At 63.2% G+C, this 19,572-nt stretch carries 16 protein-coding genes; 9 read left to right on the forward strand and 7 right to left on the reverse strand.

What is annotated here, in order from left to right; translation table 11 throughout:
* The first annotated feature begins 299 nt into the window (after positions 1–299).
* Entirely contained in the window at positions 300–755 is a 456-nt protein-coding gene (locus EIY72_RS16190) for a YMGG-like glycine zipper-containing protein (protein ID WP_093221265.1), read from the forward strand.
* A 157-nt stretch (positions 756–912) separates the two neighbouring features.
* Here EIY72_RS16190 and EIY72_RS16195 read toward each other — a convergent pair whose 3' ends face one another.
* From EIY72_RS16195 to EIY72_RS16225, 7 genes are all read right to left on the reverse strand, one after another.
* Complete coding sequence (locus tag EIY72_RS16195; protein ID WP_093221260.1) at positions 913–2,499, reverse strand: arylsulfatase; 1,587 nt, start codon at positions 2,497–2,499, stop codon at positions 913–915.
* Positions 2,500–2,813: 314 nt separating this feature from the next.
* Positions 2,814–3,638 carry an SDR family NAD(P)-dependent oxidoreductase gene (locus EIY72_RS16200; RefSeq protein WP_093221255.1) on the reverse strand — a complete coding sequence of 275 codons (825 nt, stop codon included), beginning with the start codon at positions 3,636–3,638 and terminating at the stop codon, positions 2,814–2,816.
* Between the two features lie 30 nt (positions 3,639–3,668).
* Entirely contained in the window at positions 3,669–4,085 is a 417-nt protein-coding gene (locus EIY72_RS16205; RefSeq protein ID WP_093221251.1) for a MaoC family dehydratase, read from the reverse strand.
* A gap of 14 nt (positions 4,086–4,099) precedes the next feature.
* Positions 4,100–4,540, reverse strand: coding sequence for a MaoC family dehydratase N-terminal domain-containing protein (locus EIY72_RS16210; RefSeq protein ID WP_093221246.1), 441 nt, complete (start codon positions 4,538–4,540; stop codon positions 4,100–4,102).
* A 27-nt stretch (positions 4,541–4,567) separates the two neighbouring features.
* Positions 4,568–5,752, reverse strand: a complete 1,185-nt coding sequence (locus EIY72_RS16215) for a lipid-transfer protein (RefSeq protein ID WP_093221241.1) — start codon at positions 5,750–5,752, stop codon at positions 4,568–4,570.
* 25 nt (positions 5,753–5,777) lie between these two features.
* The gene (locus tag EIY72_RS16220) at positions 5,778–6,878 is read right to left on the reverse strand and encodes an acyl-CoA dehydrogenase family protein (RefSeq protein ID WP_231985594.1); all 1,101 of its coding nucleotides are present in this window, start codon (positions 6,876–6,878) and stop codon (positions 5,778–5,780) included.
* A gap of 316 nt (positions 6,879–7,194) precedes the next feature.
* Entirely contained in the window at positions 7,195–10,023 is a 2,829-nt protein-coding gene (locus EIY72_RS16225) for a winged helix-turn-helix domain-containing protein (protein ID WP_093221230.1), read from the reverse strand.
* Between the two features lie 196 nt (positions 10,024–10,219).
* Here EIY72_RS16225 and EIY72_RS16230 point away from each other — a divergent pair, with 196 nt between their 5' ends.
* The 8 genes from EIY72_RS16230 (at position 10,220) to EIY72_RS16265 (ending at position 19,569) form a co-directional block, all read left to right on the forward strand.
* Complete coding sequence (locus EIY72_RS16230) at positions 10,220–11,380, forward strand: CaiB/BaiF CoA transferase family protein (protein WP_093221227.1); 1,161 nt, start codon at positions 10,220–10,222, stop codon at positions 11,378–11,380.
* A 56-nt stretch (positions 11,381–11,436) separates the two neighbouring features.
* Positions 11,437–12,240 (forward strand): enoyl-CoA hydratase/isomerase family protein, encoded by an 804-nt coding sequence (locus EIY72_RS16235; protein ID WP_093221224.1) that lies wholly within the window; start codon positions 11,437–11,439, stop codon positions 12,238–12,240.
* A 51-nt stretch (positions 12,241–12,291) separates the two neighbouring features.
* Positions 12,292–13,848, forward strand: coding sequence for an acyl-CoA synthetase (locus EIY72_RS16240; RefSeq protein WP_093221220.1), 1,557 nt, complete (start codon positions 12,292–12,294; stop codon positions 13,846–13,848).
* The gene (locus EIY72_RS16245; protein WP_093221213.1) at positions 13,848–14,288 is read left to right on the forward strand and encodes a PaaI family thioesterase; all 441 of its coding nucleotides are present in this window, start codon (positions 13,848–13,850) and stop codon (positions 14,286–14,288) included. The genes EIY72_RS16240 and EIY72_RS16245 overlap by 1 nt, the downstream gene beginning before the upstream one ends.
* Positions 14,279–15,802, forward strand: coding sequence for a long-chain-fatty-acid--CoA ligase (locus EIY72_RS16250; protein WP_093221208.1), 1,524 nt, complete (start codon positions 14,279–14,281; stop codon positions 15,800–15,802). Before EIY72_RS16245 ends, EIY72_RS16250 begins: the two co-directional genes overlap by 10 nt.
* Positions 15,803–16,038: 236 nt before the next feature.
* Positions 16,039–17,178 carry an acyl-CoA dehydrogenase family protein gene (locus tag EIY72_RS16255; RefSeq protein ID WP_093221203.1) on the forward strand — a complete coding sequence of 380 codons (1,140 nt, stop codon included), beginning with the start codon at positions 16,039–16,041 and terminating at the stop codon, positions 17,176–17,178.
* A 28-nt stretch (positions 17,179–17,206) separates the two neighbouring features.
* Positions 17,207–18,415 carry a lipid-transfer protein gene (locus EIY72_RS16260; protein WP_093221199.1) on the forward strand — a complete coding sequence of 403 codons (1,209 nt, stop codon included), beginning with the start codon at positions 17,207–17,209 and terminating at the stop codon, positions 18,413–18,415.
* The gene (locus tag EIY72_RS16265; RefSeq protein ID WP_093221195.1) at positions 18,412–19,569 is read left to right on the forward strand and encodes an acyl-CoA dehydrogenase family protein; all 1,158 of its coding nucleotides are present in this window, start codon (positions 18,412–18,414) and stop codon (positions 19,567–19,569) included. The genes EIY72_RS16260 and EIY72_RS16265 overlap by 4 nt, the downstream gene beginning before the upstream one ends.
* Positions 19,570–19,572 lie beyond the last annotated feature (3 nt).

A 19,572-nucleotide genomic window follows, 5' to 3' on the forward strand; every position in this document is an offset into this window, starting at 1 on the left:
ATGGCCAGTGAGGCGATCCAGCGGGTCGTAGCGATACTGGCAGAGCAAGATTTGCTGAGGGGAGGACATCTGGCACGTTCCTGATTGTGGAAGGCGGGTGCTGCTTTAGTGTCTGCGTGATGGTGTTTTTGCGGTACTAGCAGAACTGATAGTCAAAACCCTGGGCCAGTCAGGCGGGGCGGGTGATGATCTACACTTTTTTATTGCTTCACCCGATTGGCAGGGCAATGGAAGTTGTCGCTGTCGTGCGCTTATAGACCCCGGGCTGGCCCGATGCGGCCAGCCTGCCGGAGGTCATCATGAACAGGTTTACCTTGTTGGGCGTGTGTTGTGCCATGACGGTCTTGAGCGCCCCGGGCTGGGCGCAATCGGTGGTGCCGATGAAAGGCCAGAGTTCGCAGCAGACCCAGGCCGACATGTCCGAATGCCAGAGCATTGCCAACAGTCAGGCGGCTTCGACGTCGTCGACACCGTCCGGCGGGCGGGTCAAGGGCGCGGCGGTAGGTGCTGCGGCGGGGGCCACGGCGGCGCAGGTGCGCGGTAATCAGCACGAAGAAATCTATGATCGCGTCGGTGACGACGCCAAGCAGAACTATCGGCAGAACCGCGCCAAGGAAACCGCAGCGGCCGGTGCCATGGTCGGTGGCGCGCGCCAGCGTCAGGAGCGTCGGGCGGATGCGCGAAACACCCAGGCGAACACGGCGTCGGCCTACAGCAGTTGTTTGCAGGGCAAGGGGTATCAGGTTAATCCTTGAGCCATCGCGTTGTTCAACCTGGAACATTCACAATTCCCCTGTAGGAGCGAGCATGCTCGCGATGGTGGCTGCACATTCAACATCTATGTGTCAGACAGTTTGCTATCGCGAGCATGCTCGCTCCTACAAGGGGGGGATCTCAGGGCCGAAGGGTTGTTTACGGCTTCACCTGCGCCCGGGCCTTCTCTTCGATCTTCGCATCCACCGCCGCACGAATCTGGTCAATGCTGAAGCTCGCCGGTTTCTGGCTTGGCGGGTACTCGATGAAGGTTTGCAGGAAGCGCGCCGCCTTGGCCACACCCGCTGCCAGCAGGTAGGAGTTCTTCACCAGCCAGTCGTTGTACTGATCGGAAACGATGTCGGCACGCTCGTACGGGTCCATGCGCAGGTTGAACAGCTTGGGCACGCGCAAGGGCACGAACGGGCTGCTCCACACGGCAAAGCCGCCGGGCTCGCGCTGTTCGGCGAATACCACTTTCCAGTTGTCGTAGCGCATCGACACCAGCACGCCGTCGTCGTTGAAATAGTAGAACTCCTTGCGCTCGCCTTTAGGCTGTTTGCCGGTCAGGTAAGGCAACTGGTTGTAGCCATCCAGGTGCACCTTGAAGCTGGTGCCGCCGGACGTCGGTGCCCAGCCCTTGAGCAGCTTGTCCTTCACGTCGGAATCGCCGGCGGCGGCGAGCAGGGTGGGAAACCAGTCCATGCCCGAGAACATCTCGTTGGACACTTCGCCGGCCTTGATCTTGCCCGGCCAGCGCACGATGGCCGGCACACGGTAGGCGCCTTCCCAGTTCGAATTTTTCTCGTTGCGGAAAGGCGTGGTCGCCGCATCCGGCCAGGAGAACTGGTTCGGGCCGTTGTCGGTGGTATAGACGACAATGGTGTTCTCGGCGATTTTCAGGTCGTCGAGGGTCTTGAGCAACTTGCCCACGTCACCGTCGTGCTCGATCATGCCGTCGGCGTATTCATTGCCGGGCATGCCGCTCTGGCCCTTCATCGAATCACGCACATGGGTGAACACGTGCATGCGCGTGGTGTTCATCCACACGAAAAACGGCTTGTCGGCCTTGACCTGCTTCTCGATGAACGCCTGGGCGGCGCCGGTGGTTTCGTCGTCGATGGTTTCCATGCGCTTGGTGGTCAAGGCGCCGGTGTCCTCAATTTTGCCGTCGGCGTAGCTGTGGATCACGCCACGGGGGGTGCGGGTCTTGACGAAATCCGGGTCGTCCTTGGGCCAGTAGGGGCGTTCCGGCTCTTCTTCGGCGTTGAGGTGATACAGGTTGCCGAAGAACTCGTCGAAGCCGTGGTTGGTCGGCAGGAATTCATCGCGGTCACCCAGGTGGTTCTTGCCGAACTGGCCGGTGGCGTAACCCTGGGATTTCAGCGCCTGGGCGATGGTGATGTCGCGCTTCTGGATGCCGATGGGGGCACCTGGGACGCCAACCTTGGTCAGACCGGTGCGCAGGGGAGATTGGCCGGTGATGAACGACGAGCGTCCAGCGGTGCAGCTGTTTTCTGCGTAGTAGTCGGTGAACAGCATGCCCTCTTTGGCAATGCGGTCGATGTTCGGCGTTTTGTAGCCGACCACGCCCATGGAATAGGCGCTGATGTTGGTCTGGCCGATGTCATCGCCGAAGATGACGAGGATGTTGGGTTTTTCCGCAGCGCCGGCGGGTGCCGACAATGCCATGACCGTAGTCGCCAGCAGGGCGAGTTTCGGCAGCCACTTTGTTATGCGAGTCATCTGACTGGCTCCTGATTGACGGGCATCGCGCGAGGCGATCAGGTCCGATGTTCAAGGCTCGTCAGCGTCAAAACCCCACCCGTATCAGGTGGCGGGCGGTTATCGGTGTTGGCGGTGGCGCTCGTCGTAACACTGCGCCGGTGACACCGCCCCCGCGTCACTGGCCAGCCACAACAGCGGCCAAATGCAGGCGCGAGCCTGATCGCGAAAACGTCAGGGTAACGCGGTCATTCAGGTGAGCCGCGTGATCGTTGACGTCCATCGCGAGCAAGCTCGCTCCCACAAAAAGACAACCTCGCAGCGGGATGCCAGGCTTACTGCAAATCGCCGGCCACCGCGATGGTCTGTGCGGTGATGTAGTTCGACTCCGGCGAGCAGAACAGGTACACCGCGTCGGCTGCTTCCTGCACGGTGCCCGGGCGGCCCAACGGGTTGCGCTGGGAGAACGATCTGGCGGCTTCCGGGCTGATGCCGACACGGATATCGCGGCCTTCGATTTGTACCGTGGCGCCGGCATGGGCGTCGGCACTGGTCATGCGGGTTTCGATGAAACCGAATGCCACGGCATTGACGTTGACCTTGAAGCGGCCCCATTCACGGGCCAGCGCACGGGTCATGCCGAGTACACCGGCCTTGGCCGAGGAGTAGTTCATCTGCCCGGCGTTGCCCTTCAAGGCCGACACCGAGGAGATGTTGACCACTTTGCGGAACACTTCGCGCTCGGCGGCGGCATCGGCCTGGGCTTGTGCCTTGATGATCGGGTAGGCGGCACGCAGGATGCGGAAGGGCGCGGTCATGTGGCAGTCGAGAATGGCGTACCACTGCTCGTCAGTCATTTTCTGGATCACGTCGTCCCAGGTGTAGCCGGCGTTGTTGACGATGATGTCGATGGCGCCAAAGCTGTCCATTGCGGTCTTGACGTAGCGATCGCCAAAGTCCGGGGCACTGACGTTGCCGTGGCACACGGCGGCTTCGCCACCCAGCTTGCGGATCAGCTCAGCGGTCTCGTGGGCCGGATCGGCGTCCAGGTCGTTGATCACGATACGTGCGCCTTCGCGCGCCAGTTTCAGGGCGATCTGCTGGCCGATACCACGACCTGAACCGGTGACCAGTGCGACTTTGCCTTCGAGTTTTGCCATGGGGTGTTGCTCCTCAGTTATCGATTTTGTTTACAGAGCGATCACGGCGTCGCCAACGATCTTGGTCTCGCCGTATTGATTGGTGGTGCGCACTTCGACCTTGACCCGTTGCTCGCCCTCGACCTCAAAACGGTCGACGACGGTGCCGGTGCAGGTGATCTGGTGGCCCAGGTGGGTAATGCCGAGAAAGCGCACACCAAACTCGCGCAACTGGCGTTGATCGACCCACTGGGTCAGCAGGCGGCCCAGGTAGGCCATCGACAACATGCCGTGGGCGAACACGTCGGGCATGCCGGCACGGCGCGCATAGTCGGTGTCGATGTGAATCGCGTTGTGGTCACCCGAGGCCCCGGCAAACAGTGCCAGGGTGAAGCGGTTGATCGGCGGCAGCGCCAGCGGTGGCAGGCTGTCGCCGATGTTGATCTTTTCCAGGCTTATGGCGTTCATCAGGGTTCTCCGCTTCAGCTGTTGCGCTGCACAAGCACGCTGCGCAGGTCGGCAACGTGTTCACCGTGCTGGTTGGTGACTCGGGTTTCACGCACCACGAACTCCAGCGCGCCACCTTTTTTGTCGTAGATGTCGGCGATGCGCACATCGAAGCGCAAGGTGTCGCCGGCATAGGCCATGCGGTGATAGCGGAACGACTCTTCGCCGTGGAGGATGCGCGCGGTAACGATGCCCAGCTCGTCGCGCCAAGCGTTGGACGGTATCTGGAACTCCAGCGAGAACAGGAAGGTCGGTGGCAACGGCAGGTTGGGATAACCGGCGTCACGGGCAGCCTGCTCGTCGAAGTAAATCGGGTTGGTTTCCCCGGTGGCCTTGGCGAAAAAGCGCAGTTGCCCGGCTTCGGCGGTGGCGAGAAAAGTGGGCAGTTGTCTGCCGATGTGTTTTTTGTCGATCATCGAAAATGGCTCCTGTTTACCGGCGCGTCAGTTCTTCTGGTACACGGTGACCACGCAGGCGCCGCCCAGGCCGAGGTTGTGCTGCACGGCGATGCGCGCACCCTGGACCTGACGCTGCTCGGCCGTGCCGCGCAGTTGATGGGTCAGCTCGTAGCACTGGGCGAGGCCCGTGGCGCCCAGCGGGTGACCCTTGGAGAGCAGGCCGCCGGACGGGTTGGTCACCCATTCGCCGCCGTAGGTGTTGTCGCCATCGTTGACCAGTTGCTCGCCGCCGCCTTCTGCGCACAGACCCAGGCCTTCATAGGTCAGCAGCTCGTTCTGGGCGAAGCAGTCGTGCAACTCGATCACGTCGATGTCTTTCGGACCGATGCCGGCCTGGTTGTAGGCAATGTCGGCGGCCATGCGGGTCATGTCGAAACCGACCACGCGGATCATGTCCTTGGCGTCGTAGGTGCTCGGCAGGTCGGTGGTCAGCGCCTGACCGGCCATCAGCACGTCGGTGCGCAGGCCGTGTTTTTTCGCGAAGGCTTCGGAGACCACGATGGCCGCCGCAGCGCCACAGGTCGGCGGGCAGGCCATCAGACGGGTCAGCACGCCTTCCCACAACATCGGCGCGGCAAGGACTTCCTCGGTGCTGACAATGTTGCGGAACACTGCCAGCGGGTTGTTGGCCGCGTGGCGGCTGGCCTTGGCGCGGATCTTGGCGAAGGTGTCCAGCTTGGTGCCGTACTTCTGCATGTGCGCGTAGCCGGCACCGGCGAACTGGCGGATCGCCGTCGGCAGGTCGGGCATGCCCACCAGTTCGTTGGTCAGTTTCAAGGCACGTTCGGTGGCGGGGGCGCGGTCGGTCCAGGCGGATTTCAATGCGCCGGGGTTCATCTGTTCGAAGCCGAACGCCAGGGCGCAATCCACCGCGCCGCTCTGTACCGCCTGACGCGCCAGGAACAGGGCGCTGGAGCCGGTGGCGCAGTTGTTGTTGACGTTGACCAGCGGGATGCCGGTCATGCCCACGCGGTACAGGGCTTTTTGCCCGCAGGTCGAGTCGCCGTAGACGTAGCCGGCATAGGCCTGCTGGATGTCGCTGAAGTCCAGGCCCGAATCGGCCAGGGCCTGACGAATCGCCTGTTCGCCCATGATGTCGTAGGGCTCGTTGGTCCCCGGTTTCTTGAACTGGATCATGCCGACGCCAGCCACGAACACTTTATTGCTCATCGTGTTTTCCTTGTTGTCTTGAGGGTCAGAGCTTGCGCGCGATCAATTCGCGCATGACTTCACTGGTACCGCCGTAGATGCGGTTGACGCGCATGTCGACGAAAGCGCGGGCAATCGGGTACTCGAGCATGTAGCCGTAGCCACCGTGCAGCTGGACCATGTCGTCGATGCATTTCCACAGGGTTTCGGTGGTGTGCAGCTTGGCGATGGCCGCCTCTTCGAGGGTCAGGCGCCGGCGCAGGTGTTCACCCAGGTAGTAGTCGACCATCACCCGCATGGCGGTGGCCTGAGCCTTGATGTCGGCGAGCTTGAATTTGCTGTTCTGGAAGTCCCACACGGTCTGGTTGAAGGCCTTGCGGTCCTTCACGTATTCGATGGTTTGCTCGAGCAGGCGCTCAAGCTTGGCGACGGCCGACACGGCAATGGAAAAGCGCTCCTGGGGCAGTTCACCCATCAGGTAGCTGAAGCCCAGGCCTTCCTCGCCAAGGCGGTTGCCCACCGGCACGCGCACGTTGTCGAAGAACAGCTCGGCGGTGTCCTGGGCGTGCTGGCCGACTTTCTCCAGTTTGCGCCCGCGCTTGAAGCCGGCGCGGTGACCTTCCACGGCAATCAGGCTGATGCCCTTGGCGCCAGCGGCGGGGTCGGTCTTGCAGACCACGATCACCAGGTCGGCGCAGAGGCCATTGCTGATGAAGGTCTTGCTGCCATTGATGACGTACTCGTCACCGTCGCGAATGGCGGTGGTGCGCACGGCCTTGAGGTCGCTGCCGGTGCCCGGTTCGGTCATGGCGATGGCGAGGATGATCTCGCCGGAGCAGATGCCCGGCAGCCACCGCTGTTTCTGCTCTTCATTGCCGCAGCGGTTGATGTAGGGGGCGATGACATCGGAGTGCATGCCGAAGTAGGCACCGCTCACCCCAGCCCGGGCGAACTCTTCGTTGAATACCGCGCTGTGGCCGAAATCGCCGCCGCCACCGCCGTATTCCAGGGGCAGGGTGATGCCGAGCAAGCCTTCACGCCCGGCCTTGAGCCAGGTTTCCCGGTCGACCTGGCCGGCCTCATCCCAGGCGGCCTGGCGCGGCAGGCATTCGCGTTCGAAAAAGCGCCGCGCGGTGGTGCGGAACATTTCATGGTCGTCGCGGAAAACGGTTCGGGCGATGTGCACGCAAGACTCCTCAGGAAGGGCAGGCCGGCCAGAGGCCGAGCGCTTACGCAAGGCGCGACTTGCGCCTGTGTTCTGAGGGTTACGATAGGCTTGGGGGTTGGGAGGGAACGCCACCCGAGGTGGGTGGCTGGTTGATAATTTGCCGGTAACGCAATCCCTGTGGGAGCGAGCTTGCTCGCGATGACGGACTGTCAGTCGGGTTGGTAGCCAGTCATCGTCGGATCGCCGCCCGGAGCAAACTCGCACCCACAGGTTGTTCAGTGGCCTTGAATGTTAGTCAGGTAGTTGAACCCCCATCGCTCTGCGACTCCAGATCCCTCACCCGCGCCACCGCTTCATCACGGCTGCTGACGCCCAGCTTGCTATAGATATGGCTCAGGTGCCATTTCACGGTTTCCGGGGACAATCCCAAGGCCCGGGCGATTTTCTTGTTGGGCAAGGCCTGGGCGAGCAGACGGACCACTTCGATTTCCCGCTCGCTGAGCGGTTCGATACCGGCCGTTACCGGTTTGCTGGTGGCGACCGCTTTCGGTTTGCTTCTGGATACGGCTGGGGCAGTGACATCGGCAGCCTGCAAGCGCTCGACATAGAACGCGAGCACCGGGTCGAGGCTCTCTTCGCTGGCGATGGACGAAATCAGGCGCAGGGCATCCGGATGGGCGTCGAGCAAGCTACGCAGCAAACCGAAGCGTTGTCCACGGCGCAAGGCCTCCAGCACCTTGTCCCGTGCTGCGCCGCGGTTACCGCGTTGCGCTTCGATCACCGCGCTGAGCACCAACAGACGCACCGTGCCGAGTTGGCGTCGATGCAATTCACAGGTTTCAATCAGCTGTTCAATCCGCACCAGGGCACCGTCCAGATCGCCCTGATGGAGTTGCCAGCGCGCACGGGCGTTCTCGGCCAGGATATGGATTTCCTTGAGCGCGGTATGCCCGGCATCCGGATGCCGCGCATCGATGGCCTCCAGCCGCGCCAGTTTGTCTTTTGCCTTGGTGGTTTCGCCGAGGATCAGCAGCCAGCGCACCTGCCAGGTCAGGCAGTAGGCTTGCAGTCGTTCCAGGCCCAACTTGGTCGCGTACTCATCCAGTCGCTCGACAAACGCCAGCGCTTCCTGATGGTTGCCGGCCAGCCACTGCACGTTCCACAACACCTGCAATACCCGCAGCACCGAATCGGGAATCGAGATGCGCTCGAGAATGTCGATCCAGCCCGAGAGCATCTTGAACGCGGCGTCGACGTCATTGGTTTCGTAGAGCACCTCACCCAGCAGCGCGGCGGACAGGTAAGTCGCGTCGGCACCACCCTTGCCACACTGGTTGGCTTCATGCAGCACGTCACGGTAAACCCGTTCGGCCTGGGTCATCTGGCCTTCAAGGGCGAGGCTCAGGCCGATCAAGCAGCGCCCCTGCAAGGTGCCGGCGGTGGTGCCCTGCAGCGGTTCGCCATTGATCAGCAGCAGCGGGCGCTCCAGTTGCACCTGCCGCGCCTTTTCGTACTCGCCCCGGTGCATGTACAGCCAGGACAGGATGTTGGTGCAGGAGCCGATGGCAATGCTGTTGCTGTCGGGCGGCGGGTTGAGCAATTGTGGCAACACGGCCATCGCTGCATCGGTGTCGTCGCGTTGCAAGGCCAGGGAGGCGCGCAGTATCGACACCATGAAACGATCATGCACTTCGCTGTCCGGCACATCCCGCGACAGTTGTTCGAGGGTCGCTGAACAGGCCGCGAAATCCCGGGCATAGAGCTGCATGCGCGCCTTGAGGATGCGCAGCTTGACCCGTGCCTGCACCTGTTCGACCGGCAACAAGCGCACCAGCTCGATCAGCATGCGCAAGTCGCCGTGGGCATACAGCGCTTCGGCGTGTTGTTCCACCAGGTCGGCAGCCGCCGACGGGTCGCCACCGAGGACCGCATGGTGCACGGCTTCATCCAGGTGGTTGTGCTCGCGGAACCAGTTCCAGGCCCGCACGTGCACGGCTTGCTGTTCAGCAGGGGTGCGCGAGTCGAAGTACTTGAGCAGGGTCTCGCGCAGCAACGGGTGCAGGCGATACCAGGTTTCCCGCTCCGCGCTGTCCACCGGGATCAGGAACAGATTGTCTCGCTCCAGTCGCGCCAGTAGCGCGGTGGCTTCGCCGACTGCTTGCGGCTGACCGCTGAGGGCTGCGCATAGAGAGGCGCAGAAGCGGTTGCACACGGCCATGAGCAACAGCAGGTCGAGGTCGGTGGGCGACAGGTGCGACAGCACTTCGACTTCAAAGAACTTGGCGAAAGCCTGATCGTCGCGCAGTTGCGCCTGTACAGACGAAGCATCAGTGGTCACTGGCGGGCGGTTCTTCTTGCGACTGACGGCAAGCAGTTGCAGCCCGGCGACCCAGCCGTCGGTCAACTCATGCATCACCTTGGCGTCGCGCGCAGTAATGTCGCCCAGTTGCGCCTTGAGGAACTGTTCGGATTCCGCCTGAGTGAAGCGCAGGTCGCGCAGGTTCAGCTCCAGTACCAGCTCCTGGCTGCGCAAGCGTGCCAGTGACAACGGCACTGCGCTGCGTGACACCAGCGCCAAATGTAGATTGGGTGGGGCGTAGTCGAGCAGCCATTGCAGGGCCTGATGGATGCCGACATCGGTGAGGTGATGAAGGTCGTCGAGCACCAGCACCAGCTCCCGGCCACGGCTGGCGATGCTGCGCACCAGGGTGATGATGGTGCGCTCCACGGCTTCGCTGTCGATGCCGCGACCTTCCAGCTGGGTGGCTTCGTGCACCAGGCTCGGGTCGATCTGGCCGAGGCTGGCCAGCAGGTAATCGATAAAACGGGTGAGTTCGTTGTCGTCCGCCGACAACGTCAGCCAGGCCACGTCGAAGTTCAACGGCAGCAGCGCCTGACGCCAGGCGATCAGGGTCGAGGTCTTGCCGCATCCGGCCGGGCCCTTGAGCACGATGCAGCGCAGGCGTCGTGCCTTGAGCATTTGTTCCTGCAGGCGCTCGCGGGAGATCAGGCGCCCGCCACTGCGCGGTGGAATCAGCTTGGTGCTGACGATAGGCGACTGAACCGGAGTGAAAACCTGGCTGGCATGGGCGTCCGATGCATTGGACTGAATGTATTTATCCATGGATCTGTCCGATTCTTTTTTGTTTTGTGAGTGCCTCGAATCTCATCGAGTGTAACCCAGACCCTACACCCCATGGCTGTGACTTTGGCGGCCGCCACCCGATCCGGGTGGTGGTCGTCAGGGCCGCGATTGTTCTACTGGAAAACACAAGAATAGGAGTGCTGTGGCGCTCCAGCAGAACAACGGAGCGGTGGTGATGGGCGTACTGAGCGGCATTCGCGTAGTGGAATTCGAGGCAATCGGGCCGGCGCCGTTCGGCACCATGCTGCTGGCGGACATGGGCGCCGATGTGGTGCGCATCGACCGACCGGTCAAGGCCAGTGATCTGGGGCCGAAACTGGAAGGCAAGCGGGCCGACATCACCGGGCGCAATCGTCGTTCGGTCACCCTGGACCTGAAAAACCCGCACAGCGTGGCCGCTGCACTGGAATTGATCGAGCGCGCCGACGTGCTGATCGAAGGCTTTCGTCCCGGGACCATGGAGCGTCTTGGACTGGGGCCGGACGTGGCGTTGGCGCGCAATCCGCGCCTGATCTACGCACGAATGACCGGTTGGGGGCAGACAGGGCCCATGGCCGATCGCGCCGGGCATGACCTCAACTACATCGCCTTGTCGGGTGTGTTGTCGAGCATCGGCCCCGCCGGTGGTCGCCCGGTGCCGCCGCTGAACCTGGTGGGTGACTACGGCGGTGGCGGCATGCTGCTGGCGCTGGGCGTGCTGGCGGCATTGGTCAACGTGCAGCGTGGCGGCGCCGGACAAGTGGTCGACGCCGCCATGACCGAAGGCGCGGCACAGTTGGGCTCGGTGATCTGGGGTCTGCTGGCCGGTGGGCACTGGCAGGAAGCGCGTGGCAGCAACTTGCTCGATGGCGGCGCGCCTTGGTACGACACCTACGAAACCCTCGATGGTCGGTACATGGCCATCGGACCGATCGAGTCGCGTTTCTACGGGCAGATGCTCGAAGTTCTCGGTTTGTGCGATGCCGATCTGCCCAAGCAACACGACCGCAGTGGCTGGCCGTGCCTGCGTGAGGCCTTCACCACGGCATTTCGCAGCCGCACCCGGGCGCAATGGGTCGAAGCGTTCGACGGCAGCGATGCCTGTGTCGCGCCGGTGCTGGGCCTTGCCGAAGCGTCGAAACACCCCCACAGCGTTGCCCGCGGCAGCTTCATCGAGGTCGACGGCGTCGTACAACCAGTGCCGGCGCCACGTTTCCTCGGCACTCCTTCGGCTCAACCAAAACCGGCACCTGAGCGCGGTGGGCAGGGTGCGCAGGCCCTGCGTGACTGGGGCTTCGACAGCGCGGCCATCGAACGCTTGCGCGAACTGGGCCTGGGCTTCAAGACCGGCGCTTGAATGGCGCGGTCCTGAATCACTGTCCTCAACGATCCCCGGAACCCAGGAAACAGCCCATGGCCATTCAGTTCAAGATCATCGATCACGTGGCACTTATTACTCTGGATGCGCAAGCGTCCAACAACGCGCTGTCGCTCGGCGACCTGAGCAGTCTGCGCAAGACCCTGTGTGCCTGTCAGGATGACGAGCAGGTGCGGGTCATCGTCCTCACCGGCGCTGGCGACCGCGCCTTTTGCAGCGGCGCCAGTCACAAGGATTTATTGCTCTCCGCCAGCGGGTTCGTCGCCGCCACCCTGAAAAGCCGTGAAACCGAAGCCGAGGAGGGGGGCGCCAGCCGCCTGTTCGACCTCAGCGACCTGGATGTGTGGAAACCGATGATCGCCGCCATCAACGGTGCCTGCCTGGGCGGCGGTCTGGAACTGGCGTTGCAATGCGACCTGCGCATGGCGGCGACAGACGCCACTTTTGGTTTGCCCGAAGTCTGCGACGCGACGATTCCGGCGGCGGGCGGCGTGCAATACCTGCTACGCGCCGTTCCCGCTGCTCACGCCATGAAAATGGCCCTGACCGGCGATCCGGTCAGTGCACAACAAGCCCTGGACATGGGCTTGATCATTGAACAACTGCCCCGGCAACAACTGCTGTCCGCCGCGCTCAGCCTGGCGGAGCGCATCGCCGCCAATGGCCCGCTGGCGGTGCAGTCGATCAAGCGCCTGGCGCTGCAGACCGCTCATCTCGCCCCCCGGGACTTCGTCAATCAGGCCCATCTGCACTGGGGGTTGCTGCGCGACAGCGGCGACCACGCCGAAGGGCGCATGGCCCAGGCCGAGCAGCGCCCGCCGAAATACACCGGCACCTGATCACGCCGCGTAATCGTTCTGACCTGACAACAATAATTACAGGAGAGCCCCATGAACCTGACTCAAGGCTTGCACCGTGTCCTGCAGCAACGTCCCCATGCCATCGCCACCGTATTTCGTGATCGGCGCCGCACCTACAGCGAACTGACCGACCGGGTCGCACGCCTGGCTGGCGCGTTGCAGAAACTGGGGATGCACGCCGGCGATCGCGTCGGTTTGCTCGGCCTGAACTCCGACCGCTTCCTCGAGTACTACCTCGCCACCTGGTGGGGCGGCGGTGTGGTCAACCCGGTGAACATCCGCTGGAGCGTGGCGGAAATCGTCTACTCGCTGGACGACTGCGACACGCGCATCCTGCTGATCGACGACACCTTCCTGCCCATGGCCGAAGCCATTGCCAGCGCTGCCAAAGTACGGCCATTGCTGGTGCATATCGGCGACGGCCCGTTGCCCGCGGGCATGCTCTCTTACGAACAGCTGATTGCCGATAACGAACCGGTGGACGACGCGTTTCGCAGTGGCGACGACCTCGCCAGCATCCTCTACACCGGCGGTACGACGGGCCAGCCGAAGGGCGTGATGCTGTCGCACATGAACCTGTGGAGCGCGGCGGTGGCCCGCGCCGCCGATGTCCCGGTGCCGGAAGATGCATTGACCCTGCACATCGCGCCGATGTTCCACCTGGCGGCGTTGTCGCGGGTCATCCTGATTTCCCTGCTGGGCCTGCCAAGTGTTTTTGTGCCGGCCTTCGACGCACTGGACGTGATGCGCACCATCGAACGCGAGCGCATCACCGAGATCCTGATCGTGCCGACCATGCTACAAGCGCTGATCATGCACCCGGACTTCGCCCGGCATGACCTGAGCAGTCTGATCAGCTTGACCTACGGCGCCTCGCCGATTGCCGTGCCCTTGCTGGAAATGGCCTTGAAGGCCTTGCCGAACGTCGAGTTCACCCAAGGCTACGGAATGACCGAAGCCGCACCGCCGATCTCTGCCAACGGTCCGGAAAACCATTCGCCTGAAGGCATTGCCAACGGCCGTCTGCGCTCAGCGGGACGACCGGGACTGGGGGTGACCGTGCGCATCGTTGACGAAAACGACAACGAGGTGCCCTACGGTACGGTCGGCGAAGTGATCGTGCGTGGCCCGAACATCATGCTCGGTTACTGGAACAAACCCGAAGAAACCGCCAAGGCCTTGCGCGGCGGCTGGATGCACACCGGAGACGGCGCCTACATGGACCAGGACGGCTATATCTACATCGTCGACCGCTTCAAGGACATGATCGTCAGCGGCGGCGAGAACGTGTACTCCGGCGAAGTCGAAAGCGCCATCGCCAGTCACCCGGCCGTCGCCGCTTGTGCGGTCATCGGTATTCCCTGCGCGCAATGGGGCGAAGCAGTGCACGCGGTGGTCGTGCTCAAACCCGACAACCAGGTTGCCGGCGCACAGATCATCGAGCATTGCCGCCGGCAGATCGCCGGTTACAAGACGCCCAAATCCGTGGAATTCCGCGCGGCATTGCCGTTGTCCGGCGCTGGCAAGGTACTCAAGCGCGATTTGCGCGAGCCGTTCTGGCAGGGCACAGACCGGGGCGTGAGCTGATGACGACGATCAGCAGCGAGGTATCGGCAGATGTTCCCGCGGGTTTCTCCCTGCTGGAACAGCGTTCGGATTTTCTGCGAGTTTGCGCTGAGGTCTATGTTCACGAGATAAGGCCGATCCTGGCTGTCCGGGTGCAAGCGCACCATCTCAACTACGTGCGCATCGCCCATGGCGGATTTCTCGCCACAATCGCCGATACCGCCTTTGGCGTGATGCTGCGACGCCTGTCGAAGAGCGAGGTGCCGGCGATCACCATCAACCTCAACGTCGATTACCTCAACGCCGTGCACGAGGGCGACTGGCTGGAGGCCCATGTCGAGATCCTGAAAACCGGTCGCCACTTCACCCATGCCAATTGTCTGTTGAAAGTGGGTGAGCGCCTGGCGCTGCGTGCGGGCGGCATCTTCACACCGTGGAAAGGCCCGCTGCCATGTACATGACCCAGTGCCTGCAACGCACCTTGCAACAGGACCCGGAGCACATCGCGACGATTTTCGGCGACCGCCGGCGCAGTTACCGCGAGTTCGGCGACCGCGTGGCGCGTCTGGCGCATGCCTTGCAGCAATTGGGCATGGCCGCCGGGGACAGGGTCGGCATGCTCGGGCTCAACTCGGACCGCTACCTGGAATACATCATGGGTGTCTGGTGGGGCGGCGGTGTGCTCAACCCGGTGAACACCCGCTGGAGCGTGGCGGAAATCGTCTATTCACTGGATGACTGTGGGACCGCGATCCTGCTCGTCGACGAGCACTTTGCCGGCCTGGCTTCGGCCATTGCCGCCCGGGCAAGGCTCGCGCCGCTGTTTATTTACGCAGGCGACGGCGAGGTGCCGGACGGCATGCTCGGTTACGAACAGTTGCTGGCGGCCGCCACGCCTGTTGAAGACGCCGGGCGTGGCGGCGAGGACCTTGCCTGCATCATGTACACCGGCGGCACCACCGGGTCTCCCAAGGGCGTGATGCAGTCGCACCTGAACCTGTGGGCGGCCTGTATGCCGCGCATGGTCGACATGCCGCCGATACGCGGCGGTCTACTGATGCACGTCGCGCCGTTGTTTCACGTGGCCGGCATGGCCCGGGCCTTGATCCAGTTCCTCGCCGGTGAAAGTCATGTGCTGGTGTCCAGCTTCGAACCCCTGCAAACGTTGCAGATCATTGAGCGCGAGCGGGTCACCGAAACCCTGCTGGTGCCGACCATGATCCTCGCGTTGCTCGCTGATCCGGCGTTTGACCGGCATGACCTCAGCAGTCTCAAGCGCCTGACCTACGGCGCCTCGCCCAGCGCCAGTGACATGGTCGAGCAGGTGCTGGCGCGCTTGCCGGACATCGAGCTGTCTCATTCCTATGGTTTGACCGAGGCCTGCCCGGTGGTGTCGAGCAACCTGCCGTGCAACCACACGCCCGAGGCACGCATCAGCGGCTTGTCCCGTTCGGTCGGGCGTGGCGGGCTGGGCGTCAACGTGAAGATTGTCGATCCCCAGGGCAACGAGGTGCCCCGGGGCACGGTCGGCGAAATCATCGTGCGTGGCGCCAATATCATGCAGGGCTACTGGAACAGGCCTGAGGAAACCGCCAGGGCGCTGCGCGATGGCTGGCTGTACACCGGCGACGCCGCGTGGATGGACGAGCAGGGTTATCTGTTCATCGTCGATCGGCTCAAGGACATGATTGTCAGTGGCGGCGAGAACGTTTATTCCGCCGAGGTCGAGAATGTCCTGGCGCGACACCCGGCGGTGGCGATGTGCTCGGTGATCGGCGTACCCCATGCGCAATGGGGCGAAGCGGTGCATGCGGTGGTGGTGCGCAAGCCTGGCGTCGAGGTCGACGAGGATGAGCTGCGCTTGTACTGCCGCGAATTTATCGCCCCGTACAAATGCCCGAAAACCGTTGAGTTTCGCGATGAGCTGCCGCTGTCGGCGGCGGGCAAAGTGCTAAAGCGCGAACTGCGCAAATAACTCCCATACGCCACTGTCCCCTATAGGAGCGAGCCTGCTCGCGATGGCGTCGGGTCAGTCGACATCCCATTGCCTGAACCACCGCTATCGCGAGCATGCTCGCTCCTACAGTTTTTCGTGTCTGGATCTCCAGACTTTCGCTACCCAATCCGGGTGGCTTCACCCCCCACCCGCGCTCCCTAAAGTGACTCCACGAACCAGGCGCATGCCTGCCTGGCCATCCACTGGAGATCCCGATGCACATCAACCGTACCGTCTACCGTGAAGACCACGAAATGCTGCGTGAAACCGCGCGGCGTTTTTTCGAACGTGAATGCCTGCCGAAACAGGCGCAATGGGACGAGGCCGGGCAGGTTGACCGCGAGACCTGGCTCAAGGCCGGGCGCCACAATCTGCTGTGCCTGACCGTGCCGACCGAGTACGGCGGTGGTGGCGGCGACTTCGGCCATTCGGCGGTATTGATCGAGGAACTGTACCGCGCCGGCGTCTCGGGTTGGAGCCTGGGCGTGCATTCTGACATCGTCGCCCCCTACATCGTGCGCCTGGGCACCGAGGAGCAGAAGCAGCAGTGGTTGCCGAAGATCTGCTCCGGCGAAACCGTACTGGCGGTGGCCATGACCGAACCGGGCACCGGCTCCGACCTCAAGGCGATCCGCACCACCGCCGTGCGTGACGGTGACGAGTGGGTCATCAACGGCAGCAAGACCTTCATCAGCAATGGCCTGACCTGCGACATGGTCGTGGTCGTGTGCAAGACCGACCCGAGTGCCGGCGCCAAGGGCTGCAGCCTGATCATGGTCGAGTGCAACCGCGAAGGCTTCCGTCGCGGGCGCAAGCTGGAAAAGGTCGGCCAGCACGCCGCCGATACCGCCGAACTGTTCTTCGATAACGTGCGCGTGCCGGTGGGCAACCTGCTCGGCGAAGAGAACAAGGGCTTCATGCACCTGATGGAAGAACTGCCCCAGGAGCGTCTGGTGATTGCCCTGTACTGTGCCGCCAAGCTCGAGCGCCTGCTGGAGCAGACCGTCGAATACGTCAAGGACCGCAAGGCGTTCAACCAGACCGTGTGGGACTTCCAGAACACCAAATTCAAGCTGGCGGACATCAAGGCCAAGGCCACTGCTGTGCGCCTGACCATCGACCACTACATCGCCGAGCACATGCGTCGCCGCCTGACGGTGCAGGAGTCGGCCATCGCCAAGCTCTATGCCACCGAGACGCTGTGGCAGTGCATCGACGACATGGTCCAGTTGCACGGTGGCTACGGCTACATGCTCGAGTACCCGATTGCCCGCGCCTTCGTCGACATGCGCGTGACGCGCATTTTCGGTGGCACCAGCGAAGTGCTGCGCGAGCTGATCGCGCGCCAGTTGTGATCCTTCCTTTCTGAATTCAGGTGACACCATGAGCGAAAAAGTACTGGTTGCCGGCGTCGGCATGATCCCGTTCCGCAAGCCCAGCGAAAGCGGCACCTACGTGCAGATGGGTTCCGAAGCGGTACGCCGCGCCCTGACCGATGCGGGCATCGATTACACACTGGTGCAAGAGGCCTATGCCGGTTATGTCTATGGCGATTCCACTTGCGGCCAGACCGTGCTCTATGAAGTGGGCATGACCGGCATCCCGGTGGTCAACGTCAACAACAACTGTTCGACCGGTTCTACCGCGTTGTTCCTGGCGCGCAAGGCCATCGAGTCCGGTGCTGCCGATTGCGTATTGGCCGTCGGCTTTGAACAGATGCAGGCCGGCGCGTTGAAGTCCCATTGGGACGACCGCCCGCCAACCCGCGAACGCTTCCTGCCGATCCTGCGCGGCCTGACCGCCGACATGGAAGGCATGCCGCAAGCCATCCGTACCTTTGGCGGTGCCGGGCGCGAGTACATGGACAAGTTCGGCTTGAAGATGGAGACCTACGCCGCGGTGCGCGCCAAGGCCAGCCGTCACGCCGCGAACAACCCGCTGGCCCTGTTCCGCAAGGTACTCAGCGTCGAAGACGTGATGAACGACCCGGTGATCCTGCCGGGGGTGATGACCCGCCTGATGGCGTGCCCACCGACCTGTGGCGGTGCGGCGGCGATTCTGGTGTCCGAGCGTTTCGCGAAAAAACATGGCCTGCGCCGTGACGTGGAAATCGTCGCGCAGTCGATGACCACTGACACCCCGGAATCCTTCAACTTCGACCAGCCGTCGATGCTCGATTGGGTCGGCACCCACATGACCCACGCCGCCGTGGGCCAGGTCTACGAGAAGGCCGGTGTCGGCCCGCAGGATATCGATGTCTGCGAGCTGCATGACTGCTTCGCCCAGAACGAAGTGATCTGCTACGAGTCCCTGGGTTTCTGCCCGGAAGGCGGCGCCGAGAAGTTCGTGCTGGATGGCGACAACACCTATGGCGGGCAAATTGTCATTAATCCGTCGGGCGGGCTGCTGTCCAAGGGGCACCCGCTGGGTGCGACCGGTCTAGCGCAGTGCTACGAGTTGACCCAGCAATTGCGCGGCAACGCCGATCAGCGTCAGGTCGAGGGCGCTCGCCTGGCCATGGCCCACAACCTCGGCCTGGGCGGTGCCTGCGTGGTGACGCTGTACGGCAAGGTTGACGGAGGTGCCCGGTGAGCAGCCTGCTCGATGCCTTTCGCCTGACCGGCCTGCCAGCCCATGCCGAGGCCTTTCGCGCTGAAGTCAAAGCCTTCCTGGCCGAGCACCTGCCGCAGGTGCCTGTCGATGTGCGGGCCCGCAGTTGGACCGGTTTCGACGCAGATTTCAGCCGGCAACTGGCGCAACGTGGCTGGGTCGGCCTGACCTTGCCCGCGGCATATGGCGGTGCCGGGCTGGATGCGTTCAGTCGATTCGTGCTGGTCGAGGAGCTGCTGTCCGCCGGTGCGCCGGTGGCCGCGCACTGGATCGCCGACCGTCAGAGCGGGCCGTTGATCCTCAAGTTCGGCAGCGACGCACAGAAGGATTTCTACCTGCCACGGATCTGCGCCGGCAAGGCGTTTTTCTGCATCGGCATGAGCGAGCCGAACTCGGGTTCCGACCTGGCCAGCGTGCGCAGTCGTGCCACCCGCTGCCCGGAAGGCTGGCGGCTGAGCGGGCGCAAGATCTGGACCACCAACGCCCATCACGCCGACTACATGATCGCCCTGGTACGCACCAGCGGTTCGCCCGAGGACCGGCAAAGCGGCCTGTCGCAATTCATCATCGACCTCAAGCAACCGGGCATCAGCGTGCGGCCGATTGTCGACCTGGCCGGTGACGCGCACTTTTCCGAAGTGGCCTTCGACGACGTCCTGCTTGGCGAAGACGCCTTGGTGGGTGAGGAGGGCAGTGGCTGGAAACAGGTGAATGCCGAACTCGCCTTCGAGCGCAGCGGGCCGGAGCGTTTCTATTCCAGCGTGGTGTTGCTTGACCTGTGGGCCGAGTGCTTGCGGCGCAACGGTGCGACGGCGCAGGAAACGGCGCTGCTGGGCAGTTTCCTCACCCAGTTGACCTGCCTGCGCAATCTGTCACTGGCGTTGACCGCATTGCTCGCCAAGGGTGAAAGCCCAGTGGTGGAAGCCGCGTTGGTCAAGGACATCGGCACCGAGTTCGAACAGGCGATCCCAACGGCCATCGCCGCGGCGATCAGCGCCCATCCGGACAAGCCGGTTGATGAGGCGCTGTACCGCACCGTCGCCTACCTCAACCAGGTGGCACCGACCTTCTCGTTGCGCGGCGGCACCCGGGAAATCCTGCGCGGCATGATCGCCCGCGGCCTCGGCCTGCGCTGAAAC

This window comes from Pseudomonas vancouverensis, assembly GCF_004348895.1.
In the GTDB taxonomy this organism is placed as follows: domain Bacteria; phylum Pseudomonadota; class Gammaproteobacteria; order Pseudomonadales; family Pseudomonadaceae; genus Aquipseudomonas; species Aquipseudomonas vancouverensis.

Excerpts from the sequence above, each read along its gene's own strand:
- EIY72_RS16195 (WP_093221260.1), bottom strand. The coding sequence starts at position 2,499 with ATGACTCGCATAACAAAGTGGCTGCCGAAACTCGCCCTGCTGGCGACT.
- EIY72_RS16215 (WP_093221241.1), bottom strand. The coding sequence starts at position 5,752 with ATGAGCAATAAAGTGTTCGTGGCTGGCGTCGGCATGATCCAGTTCAAG.
- EIY72_RS16205 (WP_093221251.1), bottom strand. The coding sequence starts at position 4,085 with ATGAACGCCATAAGCCTGGAAAAGATCAACATCGGCGACAGCCTGCCA.
- EIY72_RS16255 (WP_093221203.1), top strand. The coding sequence starts at position 16,039 with ATGCACATCAACCGTACCGTCTACCGTGAAGACCACGAAATGCTGCGT.
- EIY72_RS16220 (WP_231985594.1), bottom strand. The coding sequence starts at position 6,878 with ATGTTCCGCACCACCGCGCGGCGCTTTTTCGAACGCGAATGCCTGCCG.
- EIY72_RS16225 (WP_093221230.1), bottom strand. The coding sequence starts at position 10,023 with ATGGATAAATACATTCAGTCCAATGCATCGGACGCCCATGCCAGCCAG.
- EIY72_RS16250 (WP_093221208.1), top strand. The coding sequence starts at position 14,279 with ATGTACATGACCCAGTGCCTGCAACGCACCTTGCAACAGGACCCGGAG.
- EIY72_RS16235 (WP_093221224.1), top strand. The coding sequence starts at position 11,437 with ATGGCCATTCAGTTCAAGATCATCGATCACGTGGCACTTATTACTCTG.
- EIY72_RS16260 (WP_093221199.1), top strand. The coding sequence starts at position 17,207 with ATGAGCGAAAAAGTACTGGTTGCCGGCGTCGGCATGATCCCGTTCCGC.
- EIY72_RS16210 (WP_093221246.1), bottom strand. The coding sequence starts at position 4,540 with ATGATCGACAAAAAACACATCGGCAGACAACTGCCCACTTTTCTCGCC.
- EIY72_RS16245 (WP_093221213.1), top strand. The coding sequence starts at position 13,848 with ATGACGACGATCAGCAGCGAGGTATCGGCAGATGTTCCCGCGGGTTTC.
- EIY72_RS16230 (WP_093221227.1), top strand. The coding sequence starts at position 10,220 with ATGGGCGTACTGAGCGGCATTCGCGTAGTGGAATTCGAGGCAATCGGG.
- EIY72_RS16240 (WP_093221220.1), top strand. The coding sequence starts at position 12,292 with ATGAACCTGACTCAAGGCTTGCACCGTGTCCTGCAGCAACGTCCCCAT.
- EIY72_RS16200 (WP_093221255.1), bottom strand. The coding sequence starts at position 3,638 with ATGGCAAAACTCGAAGGCAAAGTCGCACTGGTCACCGGTTCAGGTCGT.
- EIY72_RS16190 (WP_093221265.1), top strand. The coding sequence starts at position 300 with ATGAACAGGTTTACCTTGTTGGGCGTGTGTTGTGCCATGACGGTCTTG.